The following is a 23382-nucleotide window of genomic DNA, read 5'->3' as shown; positions in this document are numbered from 1 at the left end:
TCCTCGGCCGTTGCCGGCCTCTTCCTGCAGTCCTGCCCTCCGGCCCTGCGGCCTCGGGGAATGAAATCTTGCGCCGCGCGGGCGGTTCAGCTCTTCAGCCGCCAGCCGGTTCTGAAGATATAGGTCACGGCGCCGAGCGTCGCCGCCAGAAACACCAGCGTCATGGCGAGGCTGACGGCGATCGAGACGTCCGAGGTGCCGTAGAAGGCCCAGCGGAAGCCGCTGATCAGATAGACCACCGGGTTGATCAGGCTGACGTCCTGCCAGAAGGCCGGCAGCATCGAGATCGAATAGAAGCTGCCGCCGAGAAAGGCGAGCGGCGTGACGATCAGCAGCGGCACGATCTGCAGCTTCTCGAAGCCGTCGGCCCAGATGCCGATGATGAATCCGAACATCGCGAAGGTGACGGCGGTCAGGACGAGGAAGACCAGCATCCACACCGGATGCTCGACGCTGAGATCGACGAACAGCGAGGCGGTGGCGAGGATGATCAGCCCGAGCGCGATCGACTTCGTCGCCGCCGCCCCGACATAGCCGAGGACGATCTCCAGCGGCGAGATCGGCGCCGAGAGGATCTCGTAGATCGTGCCGGTGAACTTCGGGAAATAGATGCCGAAGGCGGCGTTGGAGATGCTCTGCTGCAGGAGCGACAGCATGATCAGGCCCGGCACGATGAAGGCGCCGTAGGAGACGCCGTCGACCTCCTGGATGCGCGAGCCGATCGCCGCGCCGAACACCACGAAATAGAGCGAGGTCGAGATCACCGGCGAGACGATGCTCTGCATCAGCGTGCGGAAGGCGCGGGCCATCTCGAAGCGGTAGATGGCGGCGACGGCGTTGATGTTCATGCCCGCTCCTCGACGAGATTGACGAAGATCTCCTCCAGCGTCGACTGCTTGGTGGAGACGTCGCGGAAGCGGATGCCCTCCTCCGCAAGGCGTCGCATCAGGCTGGCGATCCCGGTCCGTTCGGCATTGGTGTCGTAGGAATAGGTGAGGCTCGATCCGTCCGTAGAGAGCGTCAGCTCGTAGTCCGAAAAGCCCGCCGGCACCGCGCCGATCGGGTCCATCAGATGCAGCGTCAGCTCCTTGTGGCCGAGCTTTCGCATCAGCTCGGCCTTTTCCTCGACGAGGATCAGCGCGCCCCGCGAGATGACGCCGATGCGATCGGCCATCATCTCCGCCTCCTCGATGTAGTGGGTGGTGAGGATGATGGTGACGCCGCTCTCCCTCAGCTTGCGCACCACCTCCCACATCTCGCGCCGCAGCGCGACGTCGACGCCCGCCGTCGGCTCGTCGAGGAACAGAAGTTCCGGCTCGTGCGACAGCGCCTTGGCGATCAGGACGCGGCGCTTCATGCCGCCGGACAGCGTCATGATCTTGTTGTCGCGCTTTTCCCAAAGCGAGAGGTCGCGCAGCACCTTCTCGACATGGGCGGGATCCTTCGCCTTGCCGAACAGGCCGCGCGAGAAGGAGACCGTGTCCCAGACGCTCTCGAAGGCGTCGGTGGTCAGTTCCTGCGGCACGAGGCCGATCTTCGCCCGGGCGGCGCGGTAGTCCCGGCCGATGTCGTGGCCGTCGACCGTGACGCTTCCCGCGGACAGATTGACGATGCCGCAGATGATCGAGATCAGCGTCGTCTTGCCGGCGCCGTTCGGCCCGAGCAGCGCGAAAATCTCGCCGCGGGCGATTTCGAGGTCGATGGATTTCAGCGCCGCGAAGCCGCCCTCGTAGGTCTTGGAGACGTTCGAGACGGAAAGGATCGGCGGCGCGTCGTTTCGCATGAGCATGGGCGGTCCGGCCGGTGGGACTGTGCGCCGGCAGGGCCCGGCCGCGGTGCCCGGCGAGATAGGTGGCGGCGGCCGCAAGGAAAGGCCGCCCCCCGGCGCCGGCGGCCTGCGTCGTTTGCCGGCGAGGGATCTCGCTGCGGCCCCGGCCCGCGCTATTTCCGCGCCGGAAGGAACAGTTTCGCCGCGGCCCTGGACGGCGTGCCGGCGACAGACGGAGATCATATCGCATGCGTTGGCAAGGGCGACGGCAGTCTGACAACATCGAGGATCGGCGCGGCGGCGGCTTCGGCGGCGGTCTCGGAGGCGGCGGCGGGGGAATGCGCATTCCGGTGCGCGCCGGCGGCGGCGGCATCGGCATCATCGTCGTGGCGCTCGTCCTCTGGCTGGTCTTCGGCATCAATCCGCTGGCGCTTCTCGGCGGCATGGACACAGGCGGCGGCAACTACCAGACCAGCCAGCAGCAGGGACCGGGCGTTTCGGGCACGGCCGACACGACCGACGACTTCGTCGCGACCGTTCTCGCCGACACCGAGGACGTCTGGGGCAAACGCTTCCAGGCGGCGGGCGAGACCTATCCCAAGCCGACCCTCGTCCTGTTCGACGACCGGGTCCAGTCCGCCTGCGGCATCGCCGGCTCGGCGACCGGGCCGTTCTACTGCCCGAACGACCGGAAGCTCTATCTCGACCTGTCGTTCTTCCGGCAGCTGAAGAGCCAGCTCGGGGCGCCGGGCGATTTCGCCCAGGCCTATGTGATCGCCCACGAGGTCGGCCATCACGTGCAGAACCTCACCGGCACGCTGCAGAAGAGCCAGCAGCTGCAGCAGAGCGCCCCGGAGGGTGAGGCCAACGCGATTTCCGTGCGCACCGAACTGCAGGCCGACTGCTATGCCGGCATCTGGGCCCACGACACCCAGGCGGCCGGCTATATCGAGGACGGCGACATCAACGAGGCGCTGAACGCCGCCCAGCAGATCGGCGACGACACGCTGCAGCGCAAGAGCCAGGGCGTGGTGGTGCCGGACAGTTTCACCCACGGCACCTCGGCGCAGCGCCAGCAATGGTTCCGCCGCGGCTACGAAAGCGGCAAGATGGACCAGTGTGACACCTTCAGCGGCGGGATCTGAGGGGTTCAGCCTCAGAGATCTTGCCTGAGATTGCGGTGGCCGTGGAGAATGCGGACGATCCGAACGTCGCCCTGCGCATCGATACGGTGAACGAGATAGCGCCCGGCGACGATCTGCCTGAGACCGGGCAGAACGTCGTCGCGCGCAGCGCCGGACCACGGATGGCTTTCCAACTGGCGCCATCGCCGCTCGATTGCGGCGATCACCCCCAATCAGCGGCTGCCGGGCTATCAGCGGCGACATACTGCCAGATTGCGATGAGATCCTCGTCGGCCCGTTCCGATCGATGAATCTTCGCCACGTGAGCTCAGGAACCGGACTGGGCTGCGTTGAGCCGCCGCCGCGCTTCCTGCTTGACCTCGTCGATTGACGCAAATCGGCTCGGGCCGCTTCGGTCGCCTTCTTCGGCCAGGTGGCGAAGCTCCTCCGTCGACCAGTCGGTCGGCTCGTGGCCCGCCCGGAACGTTCGAATGGCCTCCGCGACGACCTCGCTGACGGAGCCGAAGCGACCAAGCGCCACCTCGTCCTCGACGAAGCGGGCCTCGTCTTCGGCAAGCTGGACGTTGAAAGACTTCTCGGCGCCCATGGGCAAGGCTCCCCGTCGGTTCCCTCAGAAGATACCGTGCAAGCAGAGCGAGAACAATCGTTCGAATGGCTTTGCACCCGCCTCAGGCTGTCCCGCTCTTGCATTCGCCCGGGCGCCGTGATGCAAGACGGCACGTTTTGCTGGACCTTCAGAAATAGCCATGCCCGACCTTCTGCTCGAACTCCGCTCCGAGGAAATTCCCGCGCGCCCGCGCTCCCGCAGCGCCGCAGGCGCGAGGAAGCGCAACGGAATGAAAAGCATGCGGGTGGAGACCAACTGATGCCCGACCTTCTGCTCGAACTCCGCTCCGAAGAGATCCCCGCGCGCATGCAGCGCAAGGCGGCGGGCGATCTGAAGAAGCTCGTCACCGACGCCCTCGTCGAGGCCGGCCTCACCTATGAGGGAGCGCGGGAATACTGGACGCCGCGGCGGCTCGCTCTGGACGTGCGCGGTGTCGATGCGCGCTCGCGCGACGTCGTCGAGGAGCGCAAGGGACCGCGCACCGACGCGCCGCAAAAGGCCATCGAGGGGTTTCTGCGCGGCGCGGGGCTCGCCTCGATAGACGAAGCCGGCGTCAAGTCCGATCCCAAGAAGGGCGACTTCTACGTCGCGACCCTCAGGAAGCCCGGCCGTCCGGCGGAGGAGATCGTCGCCGCGGCGATGCCGAAGATCCTGCGCGACTTTCCCTGGCCGAAGGCGATGCGCTGGGGCGCCGCCTCGGCCGAGCCCGGTTCGCTGCGCTGGGTGCGGCCCTTGCAGTCGATCCTCTGCACCTTCGGGCCGGAGACCGAGGAGCCGGTCGTCGTCGACTTCGAGGTCGGCGGCATCCGCGCCGGCAACCTGACCGCCGGCCACCGCTTCCATGCGCCGGAGCCGTTCAGGGTGCGACGCTTCGACGACTACGCGGCGGGGCTCGAAAAGGCGTTCGTCGTCCTCGACGCCGAGCGGCGCAAGGACATCATCCGCCACGACGCGGAGAACCTCGCCTTCGCCAAGGGCCTCGAAGTGGTGCCCGACGAGGGGCTGCTCGAAGAGGTCTCCGGCCTCGTCGAATGGCCGGTGACGCTGATGGGCCAGTTCGAGGCGGAGTTTCTCGCGATCCCGCCGGAGGTGATCCAGCTCACCATCAAGGCCAACCAGAAGTGCTTCGTCACCCGGCCGCAGGGCAGCGCGGAGAGCGGGCCGCAGGCCGGGAAGGCCGAACGGCCGTCGCAAGGTGGGGGCGCCGCCGCGCAGGCGTCTGCGGAGCAGATCGGCGCGAGCGCAAGGACTTCCCTCTCCAACGACTTCCTGCTGGTTTCCAACATCGCCGCCAGCGACCACGGCGCCGAGATCGCCCGCGGCAACGGCAAGGTGGTGCGGGCGCGGCTCTCGGATGCCCTCTACTTCTGGCAGACCGACCAGGGCGACCTGCCGGATCTTCAGGGCCTGAAGCCCTCGGCGGACAAGCTTGGGCTGAACCTTGCAAAGCCGCTCGACCAGCGCATGGCGAAGCTCGACGCCCTCGGCGTGACCTTCCATGCGAAACTCGGCACGCAAGGCGAGCGGGTGGCGCGCATCGCCGCGCTCGCCGAGACGATCGCCGCCGCCGTCTATCCAGACGGTGCCGAACTGGGCGGCGAAAAGGTCTCGGGCGAGGCGCTGAAGCGCCACGTGAAACGCGCCGCGCTGCTCGCCAAGGCCGACCTCACAACCGAGGCGGTCGGCGAATTTCCGGAACTGCAGGGCCTGATGGGCCGCTACTACGCCGCGCTGCAGGGCGAGCATCCCTTCGTCCAGGCGGCGATCGAGGACCATTACAAGCCGCTCGGCCCCGGCGATCAGGTGCCGACCGACCCGGTGGCAATCTCAGTGGCTCTCGCAGACAAGCTCGACATGCTTGTCGGCTTCTGGGCGATCGACGAGAAGCCGACTGGCTCGAAGGATCCCTATGCGCTGCGCCGGGCGGCGCTGGGCGTGATCAGGATCCTGCTGGAGAACGGGCTGACGCTGGGGCTCGGCTCGCTGACGCCGGCGGGCGATCTCCTCGCCTTCTTCCACGACCGGCTGAAGGTGCAGCTGCGCGATTCCGGCGCCAGGCACGATCTTGTCGATGCGGTTCTGTCGGGCGGCGCGACGGCCGACGCTGCGATCTCCCCCCTTGTGGGGGAGATGCCTGGCAAGGCAGAGGGGGGTGCCTCGGCACCGACTTCTGACGACACATCGCCCGGCGCGCCCCCCTCTGGGCTGCCGCCCATCTCCCCCTCAAGGGGGGAGATCCGCCAATCTCAGAACGACGACCTTCTCGACGTCACCCGCCGGGTCGAGGCGCTGGGGGCGTTTCTCGCCACCGAAGACGGGGCGAACCTCCTCGCCGGCCATCGCCGCGCCGCGAACATTCTCGCCGCCGAGGAGAAGAAGAACACCGCCATCGCCGAGGCCGTCGATCCCTCGCTCCTCGCCGAACCCGAGGAAAAGCGCCTCGCCGCCGCCATCGAGCGGGCCGAGACCGAGCTTGCCGAGGCGCTCGAAAAGGCCGACTACGAACAGGCGATGGCCGGGCTCGCAAAACTCCGCCTGCCGGTCGACGCCTTCTTCGACAAGGTGCTGGTCAATGCCGAGGACGAGGCGGTGCGCGCCAACCGGCTGGCGCTGCTCGCGCGCATCCGCGCCGCCTGCGGCAAGGTCGCGGACTTTTCGCGCATCGTCGGCTGAGCTTGGCCGAAACCCGCTCGTCCTGCCGAATCGGCCCGTCCCGCCGCCACGATTTGCGGCGGACGGCCGCCGATCCGTGGCCGGCGAGGCGTTTTAACCGTCTTCGTTGGCGCCGTGTTAACCCTCGGGCAAGACTTGTCTGTCGAAATTGCATCAAATTTGCCAGACTGCGCATTGATGCAGCGGAACCGGCGCAACACCCATCACGAAACATTTCGATGTAACAATTCGTGAAGTGCGGCGCCCGGAACCTGCCCAATTTGCAGGGGAAACAGGCAGGGCGGTTGCAGGAGACGGGGGCTGATGCCCGGGGAAACGTCACCTGGATGAAACAAAGCCGCGGGACTGACGCAAGGCCGATCGACTTCGAGGGGGCTTCGAAGACATGAGGAAACAGGGCGCTGCCGTGGCAGCCGCGATATCCTTCGCGCTGCTGATGGCATACGGACTCGTATTCGCAGGTGCCACGCCGGCCGCAGCGGCGTGGAACGAGCCGTGGAAGGGGTCCGACAAGGCTCTGGTCATCGACGCCTACGAGTTCAATCCGATCGACTGGAAGGCGCTCACGTCCGACAAGCGGATCGCCGGCTTCATCAACAAGGCCTCGGACGGCCTGCCGCCGGAGTGGAACTGCAACAAGTACAAGGACGACGAGTACCAGCTCTGCAAGAACCGCTGGTGGAAATACTCCGTCACCAAAGAACTCTACATGACCCGCCGGCAGATGGCGAAGATGAAGGGGCTGCTCTGGGGCGCCTATCATCTCGGCCGGCCGGGCAATCCGCGGGCCCAGGCGGACCATTTCGTCGACTTCGCCGAGCCGGCCGACGACGATCTCCTCGCCCTCGACATCGAGGACAATTCCGACGAGTGGATGAGCCTGTCCGACGCGGAGATCTTCGCCGACCAGATCAAGATCCGCACCGGCCGCTATCCGGTCCTCTACACCAACGGCTCCACCGCCAAGTTCATCTCCGACCACAGCGCCGACTATCCGCTGCTGTCGCGCCTGCCGCTCTGGTATGCCCGCTACCGCGACAACATCGCCGGCAAGTTCCCGGTCGAGACCTGGCCGTCCTATGCGCTGTGGCAGTTCTCCTCCATGCACAACTGCAACAAGCAGTCCTGCCCCTACCGGGTGAAGGGCGCCGAGACCAACATCGACGTCAACGTCTCGACCTACGACGTCGCCGAGCTGCAGAAGGCCTGGCCCTTCGACGAACTGGTGACCCAGCCGGCCGACCGCGACGCCGGCGCCCTGATCGCCGCCGTCTCCGACAAGACCAAGAACGCGGTCGCCGGCGCCGAGAAGCTCGGCGCGGCCCCGAAGAACGTTTCCGGCGGGGCGAGCGACACGCTGCTCGCCGCCTACGGCCCCTCCGAGCACCACGCCGCGATCGACCCGCTGCAGATGCTGACCTCGATCGCCAAGGGCGAGACGACGACGGCGAGCGCGGAAAAGGCCGGCGCTGAGAAGGCTGGAACGGATAAGGCGAAGGCGGCGAAGCTCGCCGGCGGCAAGCCGGCCGAAACGGCCGCCGCGCCGATGAAGCCTTCGGTGCTTTCCGGCGATGCCGCCGCGGCGATCGCCCGGAACGTCAAGTCGCTGCAGCAGGCCGTCTCGCTTGCCGCCGGCAGCCTCGACCGGCTGATCGCGCCGCCCGCCGCCGCCGCGGTCCGCCTGCCGGAGAGTTTCGCGCCGCAGGCGACGCGCCGCCCGGACGCGGCAGAGACCGGCATTGAGCGCTCCCACGTCATGAAGGTGCTCGCCGCTGCCGATGCCGAGCGCCGCGCCAACGCGCTGCCGATGCCCGCGCGCGTTCTGTCGCAGCTCGGCGCCGACCGTTCCGAGCGGGGCGGCCGGGTGCGCCGCGCCGCGCCCGATCACGTCGCCGCGCTCGACATGGTCGACCGGCGGATCTTCGGCGCCTTCGAGGCGACCCGCTGACGCAGCGGGCGGCCCGCCGCCCTTTGCCGAGCCGGTTCGTGCCCGCCGGGGCTTTCCTTCCGGCGAAAGGTCTGCAATCCAGACCTCATGCAGACCGTCCTTCTCCCCCTTGCCGATCCCGCGGCCGAGCCGCGCGCCGAGGCGCTTCTTTCCGCCGGTGAACTCGTCGCCCTGCCGACCGAGACCGTCTACGGCCTTGCCGGCGATTCGACCCTCGGCGGCGCCGTCGCGGCGATCTTCGAGGCGAAGGGGCGGCCGCGCTTCAATCCGCTGATCTGCCACGTTTCCGGCCTCGACATGGCCGAGCGCATCGCCGTCTTCGACGACCTCGCGCGCTCGCTTGCGGCAAGGTTCTGGCCGGGCCCCCTGACGCTGGTGCTGCCGGCCGCCGCCGCGTCGCCCGTCCACCCGCTGGCGATGGCGGGGCTTTCGACCGTCGCGCTGCGCATGCCGCGGGGCGTCGTGGCGCGGCTCGCCGGACGGCTTGGCCGGCCGATCGTCGCCCCGAGCGCCAACCCCTCCGGCCGCGTCACCGGCACCAGCGCCGAGGCGGTGGCCCGGGGCCTTTCCGGCCGCATCCCGCTGATCCTCGACGGCGGCCCCTCCCCCGTCGGCATCGAATCGACGATCCTGCGCCCGGAGGCCGGCCGGCTGGTGCTGCTGCGCGCCGGCGCCCTCCCGCGTGCCGCGATCGAGGCGGCCACCGGCCGTGCCGTGGAAGGCCCCGAAGCCGGTGCGGCGATCGCCGCGCCCGGCGGGCTCGCCTCGCATTACGCCCCGGCCGGGCGGGTGCGGCTCGGTGCGACCAGCGTCGAGCCCGGCGAATTCGTCGTCGCCTTCGGGCCGAAACGGCCGGAGGGCCTGGAACGGGCCGCGGCGATCGTCAATCTCAGCCCGCGCGGCGACCTGAAGGAGGCGGCGGCCAATCTCTTCGCTGCGCTGTCGGCCTTCGATTCGGCCGATGTCGAGCGGATCGCCGTCGCGCCGATCCCCGAGGAAGGCCTCGGCGAGGCGATCAACGACCGGCTGCGGCGCGCCGCCGCGCCGAGATGATCTCAAACTGAAGGACAGGCCCGGGAGGGGTCCGGCGCAGCTTGCGCTTCGCCCGGCCCGGGCTCGGCCCTATCTGCGCAAAAGGACGGGAAGAAGGGGCGGCACACATGACCGGCATCGACATCGCACTGCCAACGGATCCGGACGACGCGCCGCTGTCGGAGGCGCTGCGCGCGCGCTTCGCGGCGATCGTCGGGACGGCGAACGCCCTGACCGAGGCGGCGGACCTCGCCGCCTATCTCGAGGAGCCGCGGGGGCTGTTTCCCGGCCGGGCGGCGATGGTGCTGCGGCCGAAGACGGTCGAGGAAGTCTCGGCGATCCTGCGCCTCGCCGACGAGACGAAGACGCCGATCGTCCCGCAGGGCGGCAACACCGGCCTCACCGGCGGCCAGTCGCCGCGCTCGCCGGGCCAGATCGTCCTTTCCCTGTCCCGGCTCGACCGCATCCGCGCCGTCGATCCCGTCGGCCGGACGATCACCGTCGATGCCGGCGTCGTGCTGCAGCGCGTGCAGGAGGCGGCCGACGAGGCGGGCCTCCTCTTCCCGCTGTCGCTCGGTTCCGAGGGCTCCTGCGAGATCGGCGGCAACCTCGCCTCGAATGCCGGCGGCACCGGCGTCCTCGCTTATGGCAATTCGCGCGAGCTCTGCCTCGGCATCGAGGCGGTGCTCGCCGGCGGCGAGATCTTCCACGGCCTGCGCCGGCTGAAGAAGGACAATCGCGGCTACGACATCCGCGACCTCCTGGTCGGCTCCGAAGGCACCCTCGGCGTCATCACCGGCGCGGTGCTGCGGCTGTTTCCCAAGCCCGCCGGGCGCGAGGTCGCCTTCGTCGGGCTCGCCTCGCCGGAAGCCGCCCTGAAGCTTCTCAGGATCGCCGAAAGGCACGCCGGCGGCGGCCTGACGGGCTTCGAGTTCCTGCCGCGGCTCGGCCTCGACTTCGTCCTCCGCCACATCGAGGGGGCCCGCGACCCGATGGCCCAGGCCCACCCCTGGTACGTTCTCGTCGAGGTCTCCTCCAGCCGCTCGGCGGAGGACGCGCGCGAGACCATGGAGGCGCTTCTCGCCGAAGGCTTCGAGGCCGGGATCGTCGCGGACGCGGCGATCGCCGCCTCGCTCGCCCAGGGCGACGCCTTCTGGCACATGCGCGAATCGATGAGCTGGGCCCAGAAGCCGGAAGGCGGCTCGATCAAGCACGACGTGTCGGTGCCGGTCGCCCGGGTTCCCGAATTTCTGGAAAAGGCCGGCGCGGCGGTGACGGCGGCGATCCCCGGCGCCCGCATCTGCGCCTTCGGCCATCTCGGCGACGGCAACGTCCACTACAACATCTCCCAGCCGGTCGGCGCCGACACCGCCGGGTTCCTTTCCCGCTGGCGCGAGATCAACGGCCTCGTCCACGGCCTCGTCGCCGAGATGGACGGTTCGTTCTCCGCCGAACACGGCATCGGCCTTTTGAAGCGCGAGGAACTCGCAAGGACGAAGCCGGCACTCGAGATGCATCTCATGCGCTCGATCAAACGGATCTTCGATCGCAACAACATCCTCAACCCTGGCAAGGTCGTTCAGATTTGATTCAAGTTTCTTTTCTGGTAACCCTCGCAAAGGTCAGGAAGACTTAACTGACTTTCTTAGCGGGCGGGCAAGAGGCGCTGTCTATTCTGATCCCATCGAAAGGCCGGGAACACATCGGCCGTCGCAAACGGGGATCCCGAGCCGGACAATCGGCTCTCAGGAGAGACAGAAGGCGTCATCCATGACCACCGCTCAGAACGCACAGACCCTTTCCCGCCCGACCTGGGCCGGCGCGCCGGTGCGGCTCGATCCGCGCGACTGCGATCGGCATCAGAGCTTCGTCGCCGTCGAGGACGGCGAGGAGGTCACCTACCGGGTCGACCGGCGGGGAGCGGTCATCCGCCGCACTCTGAAAGGTTGCGGACTTCCGATTTCCGTTGCACTTGCGCCTCGCGTTTTCCGCGGCATCGCCGCCCGGGCGATGGAAACCGCGGAAGGGGAGGTGACGGTGACGCTGGAACTTCATCACGACGACCCGAAATGCACGGTGCCGCTACTCGTGGCGAGCGACCTCTTCGACGTCGCCGCCGACTGGCGCGGCTGGTCCGACCTCTTCGGCCTGCCGATGCTGATGATCGAGGCCGACGGCAGCGTCGTCACGCTGGAGGAGACCGTCGGCCAGGTGCGCACCGCAAAGCCCGCCTCGCGCCGCGCCGGGCCGCATCGCCAGCGCCGCCCGCGCTTCCTCGCCCGCCGCAAGCCCGGCCTCGGCATGCGCATGGTGGTGTCGGGCGAAGAGATCATCGCCCGCCGCTGACCGTCCGGCCCGCCGCAGTCCCCTTCCCCTGTCCGGCCGCGGCGCGGCCCGCCCCCGCCCCGCTTCCTGCCTCGGCCCCCGAGAGAGCGTCGCCGCCCGTCCGCAAGGACCGGGCGGCCTTTTGCCTCAGGGATGCGTTTTCCGGTTGCCTTTGCCGGCAAATGACAATACCGTGGCGTGCGTCTCCTAAGGTAAGGAACGACTTAGAGGGGTAGGCTCGTGGGAAATCAAAGCCTTCGTCCGGCCGGGCCGCTGAGCGGCGCAGTCACGCGCCGGGATCGCACCTCCGGCCGCCGCCGCCGGTCGGCCTTGCGCTTCGTCGCGGGCGCCTTCGCCCTTTTCTTCGCCTTCGCCCTGGCGAGCCTTTCGGCGCCCGGCGGGGCGCGCGCCGCCACCGAGGCGAAGCGGGTCGCCCTGGTGATCGGCAACAGCGCCTATCTCAACACCGGCGCCCTCGAGAACCCCTCGCGCGACGCCCGCGCCATCGCCCTGAAGCTGAAGAAGCTCGGCTTCGAGGTGATCGAGGGATACGACCTCGAAAAGGCGAAGATGGACATGACCATCCAGGAATTCGCCAAGGCCGTCCGCGGCGCCGAGATCGGGATGTTCTTCTATGCCGGCCACGGCATGCAGGTGAACGGCAGGAACTACCTGGTGCCGGTGGACGCGGCCTTCGAGGATCCCTCCGATCTCGACTTCAAGGCCGTCTCGCTCGACACGGTGAACAAGCAGATGCGCTACGACGTCGGCGTGCGCCTCGTCGTGCTCGACGCCTGCCGCGACAATCCGCTGTCGCGCTCGCTGGCGCGATCGCTGACGCGGTCGACGCGGTCGGCGAAGATCTCGGAAGGCCTCGCCAAGGTCGACATCGGCGACGGCGACGGCAGCGAGGGCACCGCGATCATTTACGCGACCAGCCCGGACGAGGTGGCCTATGACGGCGACGGCACCGCCCACTCGCCCTTCACCCAGGCCTTCCTCGACCAGATCGAGGCGCCGGACACCGACATCCAGGTGGTCATGTCGCGGGTCACCGGCCAGGTGCTGCAGACCACCGGCAACAAGCAGCGCCCCTGGATCAACGCCTCGCTGACCGGCGAGGTCTATCTCAACCCGGATGCGACGCGGGTCGCCTCGCTCGATCCGGCGGTGGCGATCTCGCCGGCTCTGGACTCCGTGCCGGCGCCGGCCCTGCCGACCGCCGACAACACGACGGCCAGCCGCGGCGACGACGCCGACCTCCTGAAGCGCGAAACGGCGCTCTACAACTTCGCCCGCCAGACCGGCCAGCGTGCCGACTACGAGGCCTATCTGGAAACCTTCCCGGACGGGCTCTTCGCGGCCAACGCCCGCAAGCAGATCCAGAAGCTGGCGCGGGAAACCGGCGGCAACGTCGTCGCCAGCCTCGATCCCGGCACCAGCGCGCCGCAGCCGCTGGCCGCCGCGGCCGAGCCGGATGCCGGGCTCTCCGGAACGGCCGGCCAGAGCGCGCTGCAGTCGAGCGAGGGAACCGAGGCGGTGCTCGGCCTCGACCGCAACCTCCGCAAGGAGGTGCAGCTCCGCCTCAACCTCGCCGGCTTCCAATGCGGCACGCCGGACGGCGCCTTCGGCCCGAACACCCGCAACGCCATCATCCGGTGGCAGACGGCGCGCGCCGTGCATGTCAGCGGCTATCTGAACCGTCCGCAATACGACCTTCTTGTCAACCAGACCCAGGCCGCCCTCGCCGCCTATACGCCGCCGGCTCCGCCGAAGGTGCGGGCCTACACGCCGCAGCGCGCCACCCGGCAGACCTATTCCGAGCCGCGCCGGGCGCAGCGCGCGCAGCCGCATGTCGTGCGAAGGGTCTCCCCGCGCCGCTCCGGCGGCGGCGATCCCGCAGCCGCGGCCTTCTTCGGCGGTCTCGTCGGCGGGGTGATCGGCGGCGCCATCGGCCGCTGACCCGCAACTGTCGCGGGGCATGCGGCATCGGGCATCCGGCATCCGGCATCCGGCATCCGGCATCCGGCATCCGGCATCCGGCATCCGGCATCCGGCATCCGGCATCCGGCATCCGGCATCCAAAAATGCGGCGAGGCCGTCTGCGCGTCAAATCCGGAAGAACGACGAAGGGGGCGGCCATGGCCGCCCCTTTTCCGTTCATGGCTCGGCCTGCGGTGGTGGTCCGCGGTCGGCGCGTTGCGTTGCGGTTGGAACGCTGCGGCGGCGTCGCTGCGCCGCGGCAAATCTGCGCGGCGGCGGCGAAAGGTGCGGCGCGTCGAAGCTGCGCGGCGACGGAGCGGAGAAGCAGGAATTTCCTGCGTCACGCCGTTCACGCGAGCGGTTTGCTGTCGACAGGCCACCACGCCCCACGGTTACGCGAATTCAACTTCTCACGGAGAATTTATAACCGAAGTTTAATGTTTCCATCCGAGCTTGTGCTGCCGCAGCAAACCCGCTTGCCGGTACCATCCGCGCACAACACGGAACTCGTCGGAAAATGGCAACGAACGTCACGCGTCCCCTGTGGATCCAGATCACCACTTGCGGCATCGCTGCCGTCCTGTTTGCCAGTTGCACGATCGGAGGGCTCGCCTGGTACCGCCAGGATTCGATGAGCGACAACGCGATCCGGGCCGAATCGCGGAACGACCTCGCCTTCGTCGAGGCCGATGTCGAGGGCCAGAAGCGGTCCGCTTCCGCCGTCGCGCTGACGATCGCCGCCGAACCCGAGACCGCCGAACTCATCCGGCAGCGGGCGCACGATACGCTCGTCGCGCGCTATCAGGCGCAGTTGCCGCAGATCACCGCCCATAGCGACGTCCAGGCGATCACCTTCGTCAATGCCGAGACCCAGGCGATCGCGCGGGTGCACGATCCTAAGAAGTCCGGAGACTTCATGAAGGGCCGCCGCAAGATGGTCGAGGTGGCCATCGCGGAAGGGCGGCTGACGGCCGGCATCGAGCCGGGACGCGCCGCCATCGGCATGTTCGCCTCCGCGCCCGTCGTCCAGAACGGAACGGTCGTCGGCGTCATCGACGTCGGAACGCGGCTGAACGACGAATATTTCGCCCGGATCGCCAAGAGCATCCATGGCAACGTCGCGGTCCACATGTTCCAGGAGGGGCAGTTCACCCGGCAGGCGTCGACCTTCCCTTCAGAGAGCATCCTGACGGGCGAGCAGATCGACGACGCATTCGCCGGCCGGCCGGTCTATGGCCACGCCACGACGAATGGCGAGGAATATGCCGTGACGGCAATGCCGTTGACGAACTTCTCCGGCGAGCCGATCGGCGTCCTGGAGCTCGCCTCGGACGTCACGGATCTTTCGGCCCATCAGGGGGCCGCCCTGTGGACGACGATGCTGGCGACGCTGGCGGTGGCCTTGCTGGCGCTGGTCGGCTTCATGCTCTTCGCCCGGTCCCTCGGCACGGCGATCAAGCGCCTGACGACGACGATGGGACGGCTGGCAGCCGGCGACCTGACGGTCGAGGTCGACGGCCAGGAACGGTCGGACGAGATCGGCGCGATGGCGGCAGCCGTCGAGGTCTTCAAGCAGACGGCGGTGGATCAGCGACGGCTCGAAGGCGAGGCCGAGGCCGCGCGGGTATCGGAGGCGGATGCGCGGCGGCGCCAGGCCGATCTCGAACATGCCAAGGCGGAAGACCTCAGGGCCTTCATGGGCCTCGTCGACGCGAGCTTCGACCGGCTGTCCTCGGGCGACCTGACGGTGCGCATGGCCGGCGCGGTGGCGCCGGAATTCGAGCCGATCCGGGCGAAGTTCAACGGTTCGGTTGAAGAGCTGGAAGCGGCGATCGGCCGGGTGGTCGGGGCGGTCGGTTCGATCCGCACCGGGCTTTCGGAGATCACCGTCGCCTCCAACGACCTCGCCCAGCGCACCGAACAGCAGGCGGCGAGCCTGGAAGAGACCGTCGCCGCGCTCGGCGAGGTGACCGGCGGCGTCAACCGCACCGCCGACGGGGCGAACGAGGCGCGCCAGAGCGCCGAGGCGGCACGTCAGAAGGCCGAAAGGGGCGGCGCGATCGTCGCCGAGGCGGTGACCGCGATGAGCCAGATCGAGGCGTCCTCGCAGCAGATCAACCAGATCATCGGGGTGATCGACGAGATCGCCTTCCAGACCAATCTCCTGGCGCTGAATGCCGGCGTCGAGGCGGCGCGGGCCGGCGAGGCCGGCAAGGGCTTCGCGGTGGTGGCCCAGGAAGTGCGGGCGCTCGCCCAGCGCTCGGCCGAGGCCGCCAAGGAGATCAAGGGCCTGATCAACGCCTCCTCGGAACAGGTGGAGAAGGGCGTCACGCTGGTGACCGCCTCCGGTAGGTCGCTGGAGGAGATCGTCGCGGAGGTCGCGGGGATGGCCGAGGTGGTGGGGCGGATCGCGGCCTCGGCGCGCGAACAGGCGACGAGCCTGCGCGAGGTTTCCGGCGCCGCCGACCAGATGGACAAGGTGACGCAGCAGAACGCCGCGATGGTGGAAGAATCGACCGCGGCGGCCCAGACGCTCGCCAAGGAGACCGAGGGCCTGGCGGCGGCGGTGGCGCGGTTCCGGACGGCCGGGACGGCGGCGAAGGCCGCCGGGGCGGCGGGATCGGGCGGCATGCGCACCGCCGCTCGGCCCGGTGCCCGCGGCCTGCCGCAGCTGAAGACCGCCGGCACCGGCGGCGCGGCCCGCAAGCCCGCCGCCGCCACCGCAGCCGAGGAGAGCTGGGAGGAGTTCTGAGCCTTCGGCCGGCTCGGGTCGGGCCGGCCACTCCCCGCCGGATCTGGCCGCACCAGTCGGACCCAGCCGATCTGGAGGCGTTCGGCGGCCTCGCGAAAGCTCAGCGCGTGCCGGCCCCGTCACCGGCGCGCGCTTTTGCATCGCCGCCTCCGGCAGCGCCCTTGGCAGGGTCCGACGGTCGCGCGGCGGTGGACTGCGCCGCCGGTCCGGCCGCCGGCGTCGCCCCTTCCGCAAAACCGTAGACGGGCATCGTGCCGTCCTTCGCGGCATAGATCGGCGCCTCGATGACGGCGATCGGCGATGCGCCGAGCCGCTCCAGGCCCTCGCGGCCGACGCCGAAGAGCAGCGTGCCCTGGCGCTGGTCCTCGCCGTTCCACGGCCGGTCGAGCTGGAACTGGTCGCCGGGACGGTCGCCCTTCGGCAGATAGGCCAGGACCTTTAGATCCGAATCGCGCAGCGCATAGGCGATGCCCGCCGTCAGCGCCCGCCCCTCGACGACGACGCGCCTTGCCCCCGTTTGCGCCGCCAGGGCTTCGAGGCTCTCGGCGGTCTTCTGCCAGCCGGCGAGCTGACGCAGCTGCCGGCCTGCCGCCGGCGCCGAGCCGGGGTCGAAGAACGCCGTGCCGAAGAGGATCACCAGCGAGGCAAGGCCGCAGACGACGAGGTTGGCCAGGAAGAAGAAGCGCCAGCGGTGGCGCACGACCAGCGCGGTCGCGACGATCGCGCCCGCCGGATAGGCGGTGGCGCCCCAATTGACGTTCGCCTGGGCGAGAAAGCCCTGGACGGTGATGGCGAGGAGGATCGGCCAGGAGAGGACGAGCAGCAGAAGATCGGTGCGCGGCTTCTCCGTCCGGGCGCCGAGGAAGAGGGCGTTGAGCATCGCCCCGAAGATCACCGGGCCGGCGATGGCGAACTGGGCCGCCAGGAATTCGAAGCCCTTCCGGCCGTTGATCCGGTCCAGCGACCAGCCGATGTTGTCGTTCGCCGTATGCTCGAAGGTGGCGAAGCCGTTCAGCGCGTTCCAGACGAGGTTCGGCGCGATGAGGAGGAGCATGACGGCGAGCGCTGCGAGGCTTTCGCGGCGCACGAGCTTCTGCCGCAGTTCCGGCAGCAGCGCCGCCGAAAGCGCCACCAGCGCCGGCAGATAGATCATCGCATATTTGGCGTTGAGGCCGAGGCCGGCGGCGACGCCGAAGAGCAGCGCCGGCGAAAGGCCCGGCCGCTCGATCTGTTCGAACAGCGCATAGAGCGCGAGCGCCCAGAAGAACAGCAGGAACGGGTCGGTGGTGATCAGGAAGGACGAGACCGCGATCCCCGGCATCAGGGCGAAGAAGATGCCGGTCCAGAAGCCGCTGCGCCGGCCGTAGAGCCGCGCCGCGAGCAGCGCCAGCACGAAGGCCGTCGCCGAATTGACCAGCGGCACGACCGAGCGCACGCAGGCCGCGCCGGTGCCGCAAACCTGCGTCTCCGCCCCGATCACCCAGGCGATCAGCGGCGGCTTGGTGAAGTAGCCGAAGTCGAAATGCCGGGCCCAAAGGACGTATTGCGCCTCGTCGAAGCCGAGCTCGCTCGGCGACAGCACCAGAGCGAGGAGCCGCGCGAGCGCGACGGCGGCGAGGATCAGGGCGAGCCCGGCCATGCCGAGGGAGCGGTCCTGTAGCCGATCCGTCACGCCTGCGGCCTGACGCGTTGCGGTCGTCGTTCGTGTCATAATTACTTGCGAATGGATGGTTAGTGGCCGCAGAACGCGTGTCGAAAGCCCCGCCATGCGGCGCGGGCCATGATCGACGCTGCGGGCCGGGGCAAACTGGCCCATGGCGCAGTGCAGTGCAAGGATGGTCGAAGATGGATCGAGGTGCCGTGGCCTCTTCGGGGTTCGCCGGCCTTTCGGATGACGGGATCGGCAGCGGCGGGCCCGGGTACGGTCCGACGAAAGGAGCGCCGTGGCGGCGCCTCGCCGGCCTGATGAACCGCCGGCCGCTCGCCGGCCTGACTGTGGTGCTGTGCCTCGTCAGTCTCGTCTTCCTTGCCTTTCCGGGCATCGACACCGGCGTCAGCGCACTGTTCTACCAACAGGGCCGCGGCTTTGCCGACCAGTCCGGCATCGACCTCCAGATCGTCCGCGGCTTCGGCAACTGGATGACCATCCTCGCCGTCTCGGCGGCCGGGCTCTCCGTCGTCGGGGCGCTTTTCGCCCGCCTGCCCGGCTGGCCGATGCGGCCGAGCGCCGGCCTCTTCGTCCTTTGCGTCTATGCGCTCGGGCCGGGCCTCGTCGTCAACGCCATCCTGAAGAACACCGCGGGCCGGGTGCGGCCGCGCAATCTCGCCGAATTCGGCGGCAGCCTCGACTTCACGCCGGTGTGGCACTTCGCCGGCCAGTGCACCGGCAACTGTTCGTTCTCCTCCGGCGAGGCGGCCTCGGCCGCCGCGATCCTGTCGCTGTTCTTCGTGGTGCCGCGATCCGATCGCGCGCCGGTGGGGCTCGGGCTCACCGTCGCCGCCGCGACGGTCTCGGCGGCGCGGATCGCCGCCGGCGGCCACTTCCTCTCCGACGTCCTGGTCTCCTGGATCATCGTCCTTGCGACGATCGTCATCCTCAGGCCGCTGTTCTTCGGCGCGGCAGGGGGCAGAATCGATGCCCGCTTCGCCGCGACCCGCGAGGCCATTCGGGCCCGCCTCGGCTTCGCCTCCGGAAAAAACCGGGCGGCGCGGCAGCCGGCGAATGGCAGCGCCGCGGCACGGTTTTCTGGCGCGACCGGCGCGAAGGACTGTGATAAGGCGCCGCCGATGGACGCCCTTCCCACGCTTCAACCGACGCAGCAGCGGCATTTCGCCATGATCAGCGTCGTCGTTCCGGCCCGCAACGAGGCCGAGAACCTCGCGGTTCTCGTGCCCGAGATCGCGACGGCCCTCGCCGCACGGCGGCACGAGATCGTCGTCGTCGACGACGGCTCGACGGATGCGACGCCGGAGACGCTCGAGCGGCTGCGCGGCCAAGGGCTCGCCGTCCGTCACATCCGCCACGAACGCTCCGCCGGCCAGAGCCGGGCGGTGCGCACCGGCGTGCTCCACGCCGCCGGCGACTGCCTCGTCACCATCGACGGCGACGGCCAGAACGACCCGGCCTTCATTCCCGAAATGGTGGCGCGGCTGGAACGGGCGGGCGAAGGCTGCGGTCTCGTCGCCGGCCAGCGGACAGGGCGCACCGACAGCTTTTCCAAGCGCCTTTCCTCCAGGGCGGCCAACCGGCTCAGGACGGCGATCCTCAGCGATGCGACCCGCGACACCGGCTGCGGGCTGAAGGCGCTTCCGACGGCGCTGTTCCGCCGGCTGCCCTATTTCGACGGCTGGCATCGCTATCTGCCGGCGCTCGTCCTCAGGGAGGAATTCTCGATCGCGCATCTCGACGTCAAGGACCGCCAGCGCCGCTTCGGCCAATCGAACTACGGCATCTTCGACCGGGCGGCACGCGGGGCGCTCGATCTCTTCGGCGTCTGGTGGATCCTGCGCCGCGGCCGCCGCACGCCCGGCCGCGTCGACGACGTCTCCGCCGCGAGGGAGTAGCGCCATGCTGTCCTATCTCAATCACGTCTTCATCGAGCAGTTCGACCTCTGGATCGTTCTCGGCTTCATCGCCCAGGCGATGTTCACGGCGCGCTTCCTCATCCAGTGGATCGCCTCGGAGCGGGCCCGCCGGTCGGTGATGCCGGTCGCCTTCTGGACCTTCTCGCTGCTCGGCGGCAGCCTGCTCCTCGTCTATGCGCTGCATCGCCGCGATCCGGTCTTCATCATCGGCCAGGCGGCGGGCCTGTTCATCTATGCCCGGAACGTCATGTTGATCGTCGGAGAGAAGAAACGGACACTGGCGGAGACCGAGAGCATGGAGATCCCGCATTCCTGACGCGGCGCCGAATTGCGCGCAGGCACACCGTCCTGCCCGACTGCTGCCGTTTTCCTTCGGGAAGCGTTCCGTACCGACAGGGCGATTCGGCGGCGATCCGACCTGCCGCCGCCCGACGACAATCGCCGGGACCGGCGGCGCGAAGCCGGGCAAGGCCGGCCGCATCGCCCGAAACCTTTCACGCCGCCGTCGCGCGGGCCCGAAACCTCAGATCTTTTCCCAAAGGAGGAATTCTTCCGACATGCTCAGACGCACCAGCCTCGCGAAGCTCGCCCTTTCCGGCCTGACGGCCCTCGTCATCGGCGCCGGCGCGCTTCCCGCAGCAGCCGCCCAGTGCGGCAATTCCGCCGCCGGTTTCGACCAGTGGAAGCAGCAGATGGCCCGCGAGGCGGCTTCCGCCGGCATTTCCCAGCGCACCATCGAGTCGGCGCTGATGCCGGCCCGCTATTCCTCGAAGGTCATCAGCCTCGACCGCAACCAGCATTCGATGAACCTGTCGCTCGACGCCTTCATGGCGCGGCGGGCGCCGGCCTCCTTCGTCTCGAAGGGCAAGCGAATCATCCAGCAGAATGCCGGGCTGCTCAATTCGATCGAGAGCCGCTACGGCGTGCAGAAGGAGATCCTCGTCGCGATCTGGGGCATGGAGACCGGCTTCGGCGCCAATTCCGGCAGCATGCCGGTGATCCCCTCGCTGGCGACCCTCGCCTATGACTGCCGCCGTTCGGCCTTCTTCACCGAGGAGCTGCTCGCGGCTCTCGCCATCATCGACCGCGGCGACATGAGCGCCGACCAGATGCGCGGCGCCTGGGCCGGAGAGATCGGCCAGACGCAGTTTCTCGCCAAGAACTATCTGCGCTTTGCCGTCGATGCCGACGGCAACGGCCGCCGCGACCTGATCCGCTCCAAGGCCGACGTCCTCGCCTCGACGGCGAACTTCCTGCGCCAGCACGGCTGGCAGGCGGGCGCCGGCTACCAGCCGGGCCAGCCGAACTTCTCGGTTCTGCGCGAGTGGAACAAGGCCGGCGTCTACCAGAAGGCCCTGGCGCTGTTCGCCTCCAAGCTCGCGAGCTGAGCTGCAGCGGACCGCGCGCCCGCTGACCGCGGGCCGCATTCCCGATCCTTGATCCGCCCGGCGCCGACGGCGCCGGGCTTTTTCATGCACGGTTCCGGCCGGGTCTCGGTTGCGGTGCCGTAAGGCCGGCCCGCCCATTGGGCCCTGCCTGACCAGAGCATCGAATCCGGCTCGCAGCCATGTCCGGAAGCGCCGCGGGCCTTGGGCCGGACGCCAAACGCCGACCGCGCCCGCGGAGCGATGCTCCGGGGCGGGTCGATGCCCGATGATCGTTGGAGGTCAGGCCGGCGATCAGAGGCGATAGAGGATCTGGTCGTTCCAGAAGCGGTCGAGGCGCTGCAGCGACTTGTTCATCTTCTGGAATTCCTGCTCGTCGAGGCCGCCAACCTTGTCGATCGAGCCGATGTGGCGGTCGTAGAGGCCGGCGACGACCTCGGCGACTTCCTTGCCGGATTCGGTCAGCGAGACCCGGACCGCGCGGCGGTCGACGCGGGACTTCTGGTGGTCGATGAAGCCGAGCTCGACGAGCTTCTTCAGATTATAGGAGACGTTCGAGCCAAGATAGAAGCCGCGGCTGCGAAGCTCGCCGGCGGTCAGCACCGAATCGCCGATGTTGAAGAGCAGGAGCGCCTGCACGGCATTGATGTCGGTGCGACCCGCCCGGTCGAACTCGTCCTTGATCACGTCCAGCAACCGCCGATGCAGCCGCTCGACCAACTGCAGTGTCTCGAGGTAGAGTGACTTCAGTTCCACCTTTTCTTCGTGAACGGGAACCGACTGCGCCTTGTTGTTCGTGACCATGTTAAATCTCCGCTGTTGAAGTGATGGATTATTGTTTTGTCTATCCATCTTGGAGACCACTCTACGCGGCGCACCTAAAATTCGACTTAAACCCCAGACTTAACGGGGCCTTACGCGAACCAGACGAATTTCTTGCTTAACGATTTTCCGCCCGGCGCGACCGCGCCGGCTTCAGCGGCCGCGCCGCCGGCCGCTCTCGCGCCAGTCCACCACCCTGAGGGCGGCGAGCATGCCGAGGCCCCAGGCATGGGCAGCGAGCCCCAGGAGGTTTTCGCCGAACAGCGCCGGAAAGCCGAGATGCATCACCCCCTCGACGATGGCGATCAGCGCCCAGATAACCGCGCCCCAGCCGGCGGTCATCCAAAGGCCGATGCCGGCGACCGGATAGAGCACGGCGAGCGCCGGCGCGGCGATCCGCCACCAAAGCGGCATCAGGTCGAAGCGGCCGAGGCGGGCGGGCTCGACGCCGATCAGCCGCACCCAGTAGAAGACGCCGACGCAAAACAGGCAGAGCCCGGCGAGCCGGCAGAGCCAGACCGTCAGTCGCCGGTTGAGGCTTTCCGCGCGGCTCTCGCCCGAAAGCTCGATGGTCATGGCGCTCCCGTCGTCGTGGCGGCGCCGCCCCGACACGCGCGGGCGGCGCTCCCTGGGGCCGGCTTTCGGGCGGCTTGCCGGCAACCTACCGCCCCCGCCGAGCCATGGTCAATCTGGGGCCCGGGTTCAGGCAGGGCTCCGAACTCATATGACAGCAGGTGACGCATTGCGCGGAGGCTGATTCTGTGGCGGCGGTTGATTCGAGGAGCCGCCGCGATGAGCGCTTGTGCCGACGATTGGGGTTCGAAGTCCCGCCTTCGGGTTTTGCTGGAGCATTTTGCCGAGATCGATGACCCGCGCGATGTGCGCCGGCTCTATCATCCGCTTCCCGAAGTCCTGCTGCTCGTCGTCTGCGGGACGATGGCCGACTGCGACGACTACGAAACGATCGCCGCATGGGGCGCTGCGCATCTGCCGTTCCTGCGCCGCTTCCTGCCTTACGAGCACGGCGTGCCCGGCGAGCGCTGGCTGACGATCGTGATGAACCGCATCAACCCGGCTTTGTTCTCCAAGGCTTTCACCGACTGGGTGCGGGAGACCTGGCCCGAGCGGGTCGACCTCATCGCCATCGACGGCAAGACCTCGCGCCGCAGCCATGACCGGGGCGCCGGCCAACAGGCCATCCACATGGTCTCGGCCTTCGCCACGACGCAACGGCTGGTGCTCGGCCAGGAGGCCGTGCCGGACAAGGCCAGCGAGTTGGCCGCCATCCCCGAACTTCTGGCCCGGCTCGGCGAGGACGGCGGGCTCGAGGGCGCGCTGGTCTCGATCGACGCCATCG

Annotated in this window: 19 protein-coding genes; 12 read left to right on the top strand and 7 right to left on the bottom strand. The window is 68.8% G+C overall.

Annotated elements, in window-relative coordinates:
* Positions 1–86: 86 nt before the first annotated feature.
* On the bottom strand, positions 87–848 hold the full coding sequence (locus J1C47_RS08380) for an ABC transporter permease (RefSeq protein WP_207350305.1): 762 nt from the start codon (positions 846–848) through the stop codon (positions 87–89).
* Positions 845–1789 (bottom strand): ABC transporter ATP-binding protein, encoded by a 945-nt coding sequence (locus J1C47_RS08375; RefSeq protein WP_245396443.1) that lies wholly within the window; start codon positions 1787–1789, stop codon positions 845–847. The genes J1C47_RS08380 and J1C47_RS08375 overlap by 4 nt, the downstream gene beginning before the upstream one ends.
* Positions 1790–2016: 227 nt before the next feature.
* On the opposite strand from J1C47_RS08375, the gene ypfJ reads away from it, so the two are divergent.
* Positions 2017–2913, top strand: a complete 897-nt coding sequence (gene ypfJ / locus J1C47_RS08370; protein ID WP_207350304.1) for a KPN_02809 family neutral zinc metallopeptidase — start codon at positions 2017–2019, stop codon at positions 2911–2913.
* A gap of 11 nt (positions 2914–2924) precedes the next feature.
* On the opposite strand, the gene J1C47_RS08365 is transcribed toward ypfJ, so the two are convergent.
* Together J1C47_RS08365 and J1C47_RS08360 are read right to left on the bottom strand one after the other, a co-directional pair.
* Positions 2925–3119: a type II toxin-antitoxin system RelE/ParE family toxin gene (locus tag J1C47_RS08365; RefSeq protein WP_342591956.1), complete on the bottom strand. Its 195-nt coding sequence runs from the start codon at positions 3117–3119 to the stop codon at positions 2925–2927.
* A 101-nt stretch (positions 3120–3220) separates the two neighbouring features.
* Positions 3221–3499 carry a ribbon-helix-helix domain-containing protein gene (locus tag J1C47_RS08360; protein ID WP_207350303.1) on the bottom strand — a complete coding sequence of 93 codons (279 nt, stop codon included), beginning with the start codon at positions 3497–3499 and terminating at the stop codon, positions 3221–3223.
* Positions 3500–3778: 279 nt separating this feature from the next.
* Between J1C47_RS08360 and J1C47_RS08355 the strand changes: the two genes are divergently transcribed.
* The 7 genes from J1C47_RS08355 (at position 3779) to J1C47_RS23690 (ending at position 16233) form a co-directional block, all read left to right on the top strand.
* Entirely contained in the window at positions 3779–6193 is a 2415-nt protein-coding gene (locus tag J1C47_RS08355; protein ID WP_207350302.1) for a glycine--tRNA ligase subunit beta, read from the top strand.
* A gap of 406 nt (positions 6194–6599) precedes the next feature.
* Complete coding sequence (locus tag J1C47_RS08350; RefSeq protein ID WP_342591950.1) at positions 6600–8141, top strand: GH25 family lysozyme; 1542 nt, start codon at positions 6600–6602, stop codon at positions 8139–8141.
* A gap of 87 nt (positions 8142–8228) precedes the next feature.
* Complete coding sequence (locus J1C47_RS08345) at positions 8229–9194, top strand: L-threonylcarbamoyladenylate synthase (protein WP_207350301.1); 966 nt, start codon at positions 8229–8231, stop codon at positions 9192–9194.
* 107 nt (positions 9195–9301) lie between these two features.
* Positions 9302–10762: an FAD-binding oxidoreductase gene (locus J1C47_RS08340; RefSeq protein ID WP_207350300.1), complete on the top strand. Its 1461-nt coding sequence runs from the start codon at positions 9302–9304 to the stop codon at positions 10760–10762.
* A gap of 181 nt (positions 10763–10943) precedes the next feature.
* The gene (locus J1C47_RS08335) at positions 10944–11519 is read left to right on the top strand and encodes a DUF6101 family protein (protein ID WP_207350299.1); all 576 of its coding nucleotides are present in this window, start codon (positions 10944–10946) and stop codon (positions 11517–11519) included.
* A gap of 309 nt (positions 11520–11828) precedes the next feature.
* Positions 11829–13460: a caspase family protein gene (locus J1C47_RS08330; protein WP_207350298.1), complete on the top strand. Its 1632-nt coding sequence runs from the start codon at positions 11829–11831 to the stop codon at positions 13458–13460.
* 538 nt (positions 13461–13998) lie between these two features.
* Positions 13999–16233 carry a methyl-accepting chemotaxis protein gene (locus J1C47_RS23690; protein WP_281065491.1) on the top strand — a complete coding sequence of 745 codons (2235 nt, stop codon included), beginning with the start codon at positions 13999–14001 and terminating at the stop codon, positions 16231–16233.
* A gap of 100 nt (positions 16234–16333) precedes the next feature.
* On the opposite strand, the gene J1C47_RS08320 is transcribed toward J1C47_RS23690, so the two are convergent.
* Positions 16334–17905, bottom strand: coding sequence for a glycosyltransferase family 39 protein (locus J1C47_RS08320; RefSeq protein ID WP_207350297.1), 1572 nt, complete (start codon positions 17903–17905; stop codon positions 16334–16336).
* A gap of 293 nt (positions 17906–18198) precedes the next feature.
* Here J1C47_RS08320 and J1C47_RS08315 point away from each other — a divergent pair, with 293 nt between their 5' ends.
* The 3 genes from J1C47_RS08315 to J1C47_RS08305 all read left to right on the top strand — a co-directional run bounded on the left by J1C47_RS08315 (position 18199) and on the right by J1C47_RS08305 (position 21206).
* The gene (locus J1C47_RS08315) at positions 18199–19797 is read left to right on the top strand and encodes a glycosyltransferase (protein ID WP_207350296.1); all 1599 of its coding nucleotides are present in this window, start codon (positions 18199–18201) and stop codon (positions 19795–19797) included.
* 4 nt (positions 19798–19801) lie between these two features.
* Positions 19802–20134: a lipid-A-disaccharide synthase N-terminal domain-containing protein gene (locus tag J1C47_RS08310; protein WP_207350295.1), complete on the top strand. Its 333-nt coding sequence runs from the start codon at positions 19802–19804 to the stop codon at positions 20132–20134.
* 241 nt (positions 20135–20375) lie between these two features.
* A complete protein-coding gene (locus J1C47_RS08305) occupies positions 20376–21206 on the top strand; it encodes a lytic murein transglycosylase (RefSeq protein WP_207350294.1) in 831 nt (276 codons plus the stop codon).
* A gap of 291 nt (positions 21207–21497) precedes the next feature.
* Here J1C47_RS08305 and ldtR read toward each other — a convergent pair whose 3' ends face one another.
* Positions 21498–22007, bottom strand: coding sequence for a transcriptional regulator LdtR (gene ldtR, locus J1C47_RS08300; protein WP_207350293.1), 510 nt, complete (start codon positions 22005–22007; stop codon positions 21498–21500).
* 171 nt (positions 22008–22178) lie between these two features.
* On the bottom strand, positions 22179–22601 hold the full coding sequence (locus tag J1C47_RS08295) for a DUF6163 family protein (protein WP_207350292.1): 423 nt from the start codon (positions 22599–22601) through the stop codon (positions 22179–22181).
* Between the two features lie 216 nt (positions 22602–22817).
* Between J1C47_RS08295 and J1C47_RS08290 the strand changes: the two genes are divergently transcribed.
* The coding region (locus J1C47_RS08290) for an ISAs1 family transposase (protein ID WP_207350291.1) at positions 22818–23382 on the top strand (565 nt) is incomplete at its 3' end.

It is taken from the genome of Jiella sonneratiae, assembly GCF_017353515.1.
Lineage (GTDB): Bacteria > Pseudomonadota > Alphaproteobacteria > Rhizobiales > Rhizobiaceae > Jiella > Jiella sonneratiae.
The sequence above is the reverse complement of the archived record's forward strand: the minus strand, read 5'-3'. Positions and strand labels throughout refer to the sequence as shown.

What these genes read in the sequence shown, in the direction of transcription:
- J1C47_RS08380 (WP_207350305.1), bottom strand. Translation starts at nt 848, where the DNA reads ATGAACATCAACGCCGTCGCCGCCATCTACCGCTTCGAGATGGCCCGC.
- J1C47_RS08375 (WP_245396443.1), bottom strand. Translation starts at nt 1,789, where the DNA reads ATGCTCATGCGAAACGACGCGCCGCCGATCCTTTCCGTCTCGAACGTC.
- ypfJ (WP_207350304.1), top strand. Translation starts at nt 2,017, where the DNA reads ATGCGTTGGCAAGGGCGACGGCAGTCTGACAACATCGAGGATCGGCGC.
- J1C47_RS08360 (WP_207350303.1), bottom strand. Translation starts at nt 3,499, where the DNA reads ATGGGCGCCGAGAAGTCTTTCAACGTCCAGCTTGCCGAAGACGAGGCC.
- J1C47_RS08355 (WP_207350302.1), top strand. Translation starts at nt 3,779, where the DNA reads ATGCCCGACCTTCTGCTCGAACTCCGCTCCGAAGAGATCCCCGCGCGC.
- J1C47_RS08345 (WP_207350301.1), top strand. Translation starts at nt 8,229, where the DNA reads ATGCAGACCGTCCTTCTCCCCCTTGCCGATCCCGCGGCCGAGCCGCGC.
- J1C47_RS08340 (WP_207350300.1), top strand. Translation starts at nt 9,302, where the DNA reads ATGACCGGCATCGACATCGCACTGCCAACGGATCCGGACGACGCGCCG.
- J1C47_RS08335 (WP_207350299.1), top strand. Translation starts at nt 10,944, where the DNA reads ATGACCACCGCTCAGAACGCACAGACCCTTTCCCGCCCGACCTGGGCC.
- J1C47_RS23690 (WP_281065491.1), top strand. Translation starts at nt 13,999, where the DNA reads ATGGCAACGAACGTCACGCGTCCCCTGTGGATCCAGATCACCACTTGC.
- J1C47_RS08315 (WP_207350296.1), top strand. Translation starts at nt 18,199, where the DNA reads ATGAACCGCCGGCCGCTCGCCGGCCTGACTGTGGTGCTGTGCCTCGTC.
- J1C47_RS08310 (WP_207350295.1), top strand. Translation starts at nt 19,802, where the DNA reads ATGCTGTCCTATCTCAATCACGTCTTCATCGAGCAGTTCGACCTCTGG.
- J1C47_RS08305 (WP_207350294.1), top strand. Translation starts at nt 20,376, where the DNA reads ATGCTCAGACGCACCAGCCTCGCGAAGCTCGCCCTTTCCGGCCTGACG.
- ldtR (WP_207350293.1), bottom strand. Translation starts at nt 22,007, where the DNA reads ATGGTCACGAACAACAAGGCGCAGTCGGTTCCCGTTCACGAAGAAAAG.
- J1C47_RS08295 (WP_207350292.1), bottom strand. Translation starts at nt 22,601, where the DNA reads ATGACCATCGAGCTTTCGGGCGAGAGCCGCGCGGAAAGCCTCAACCGG.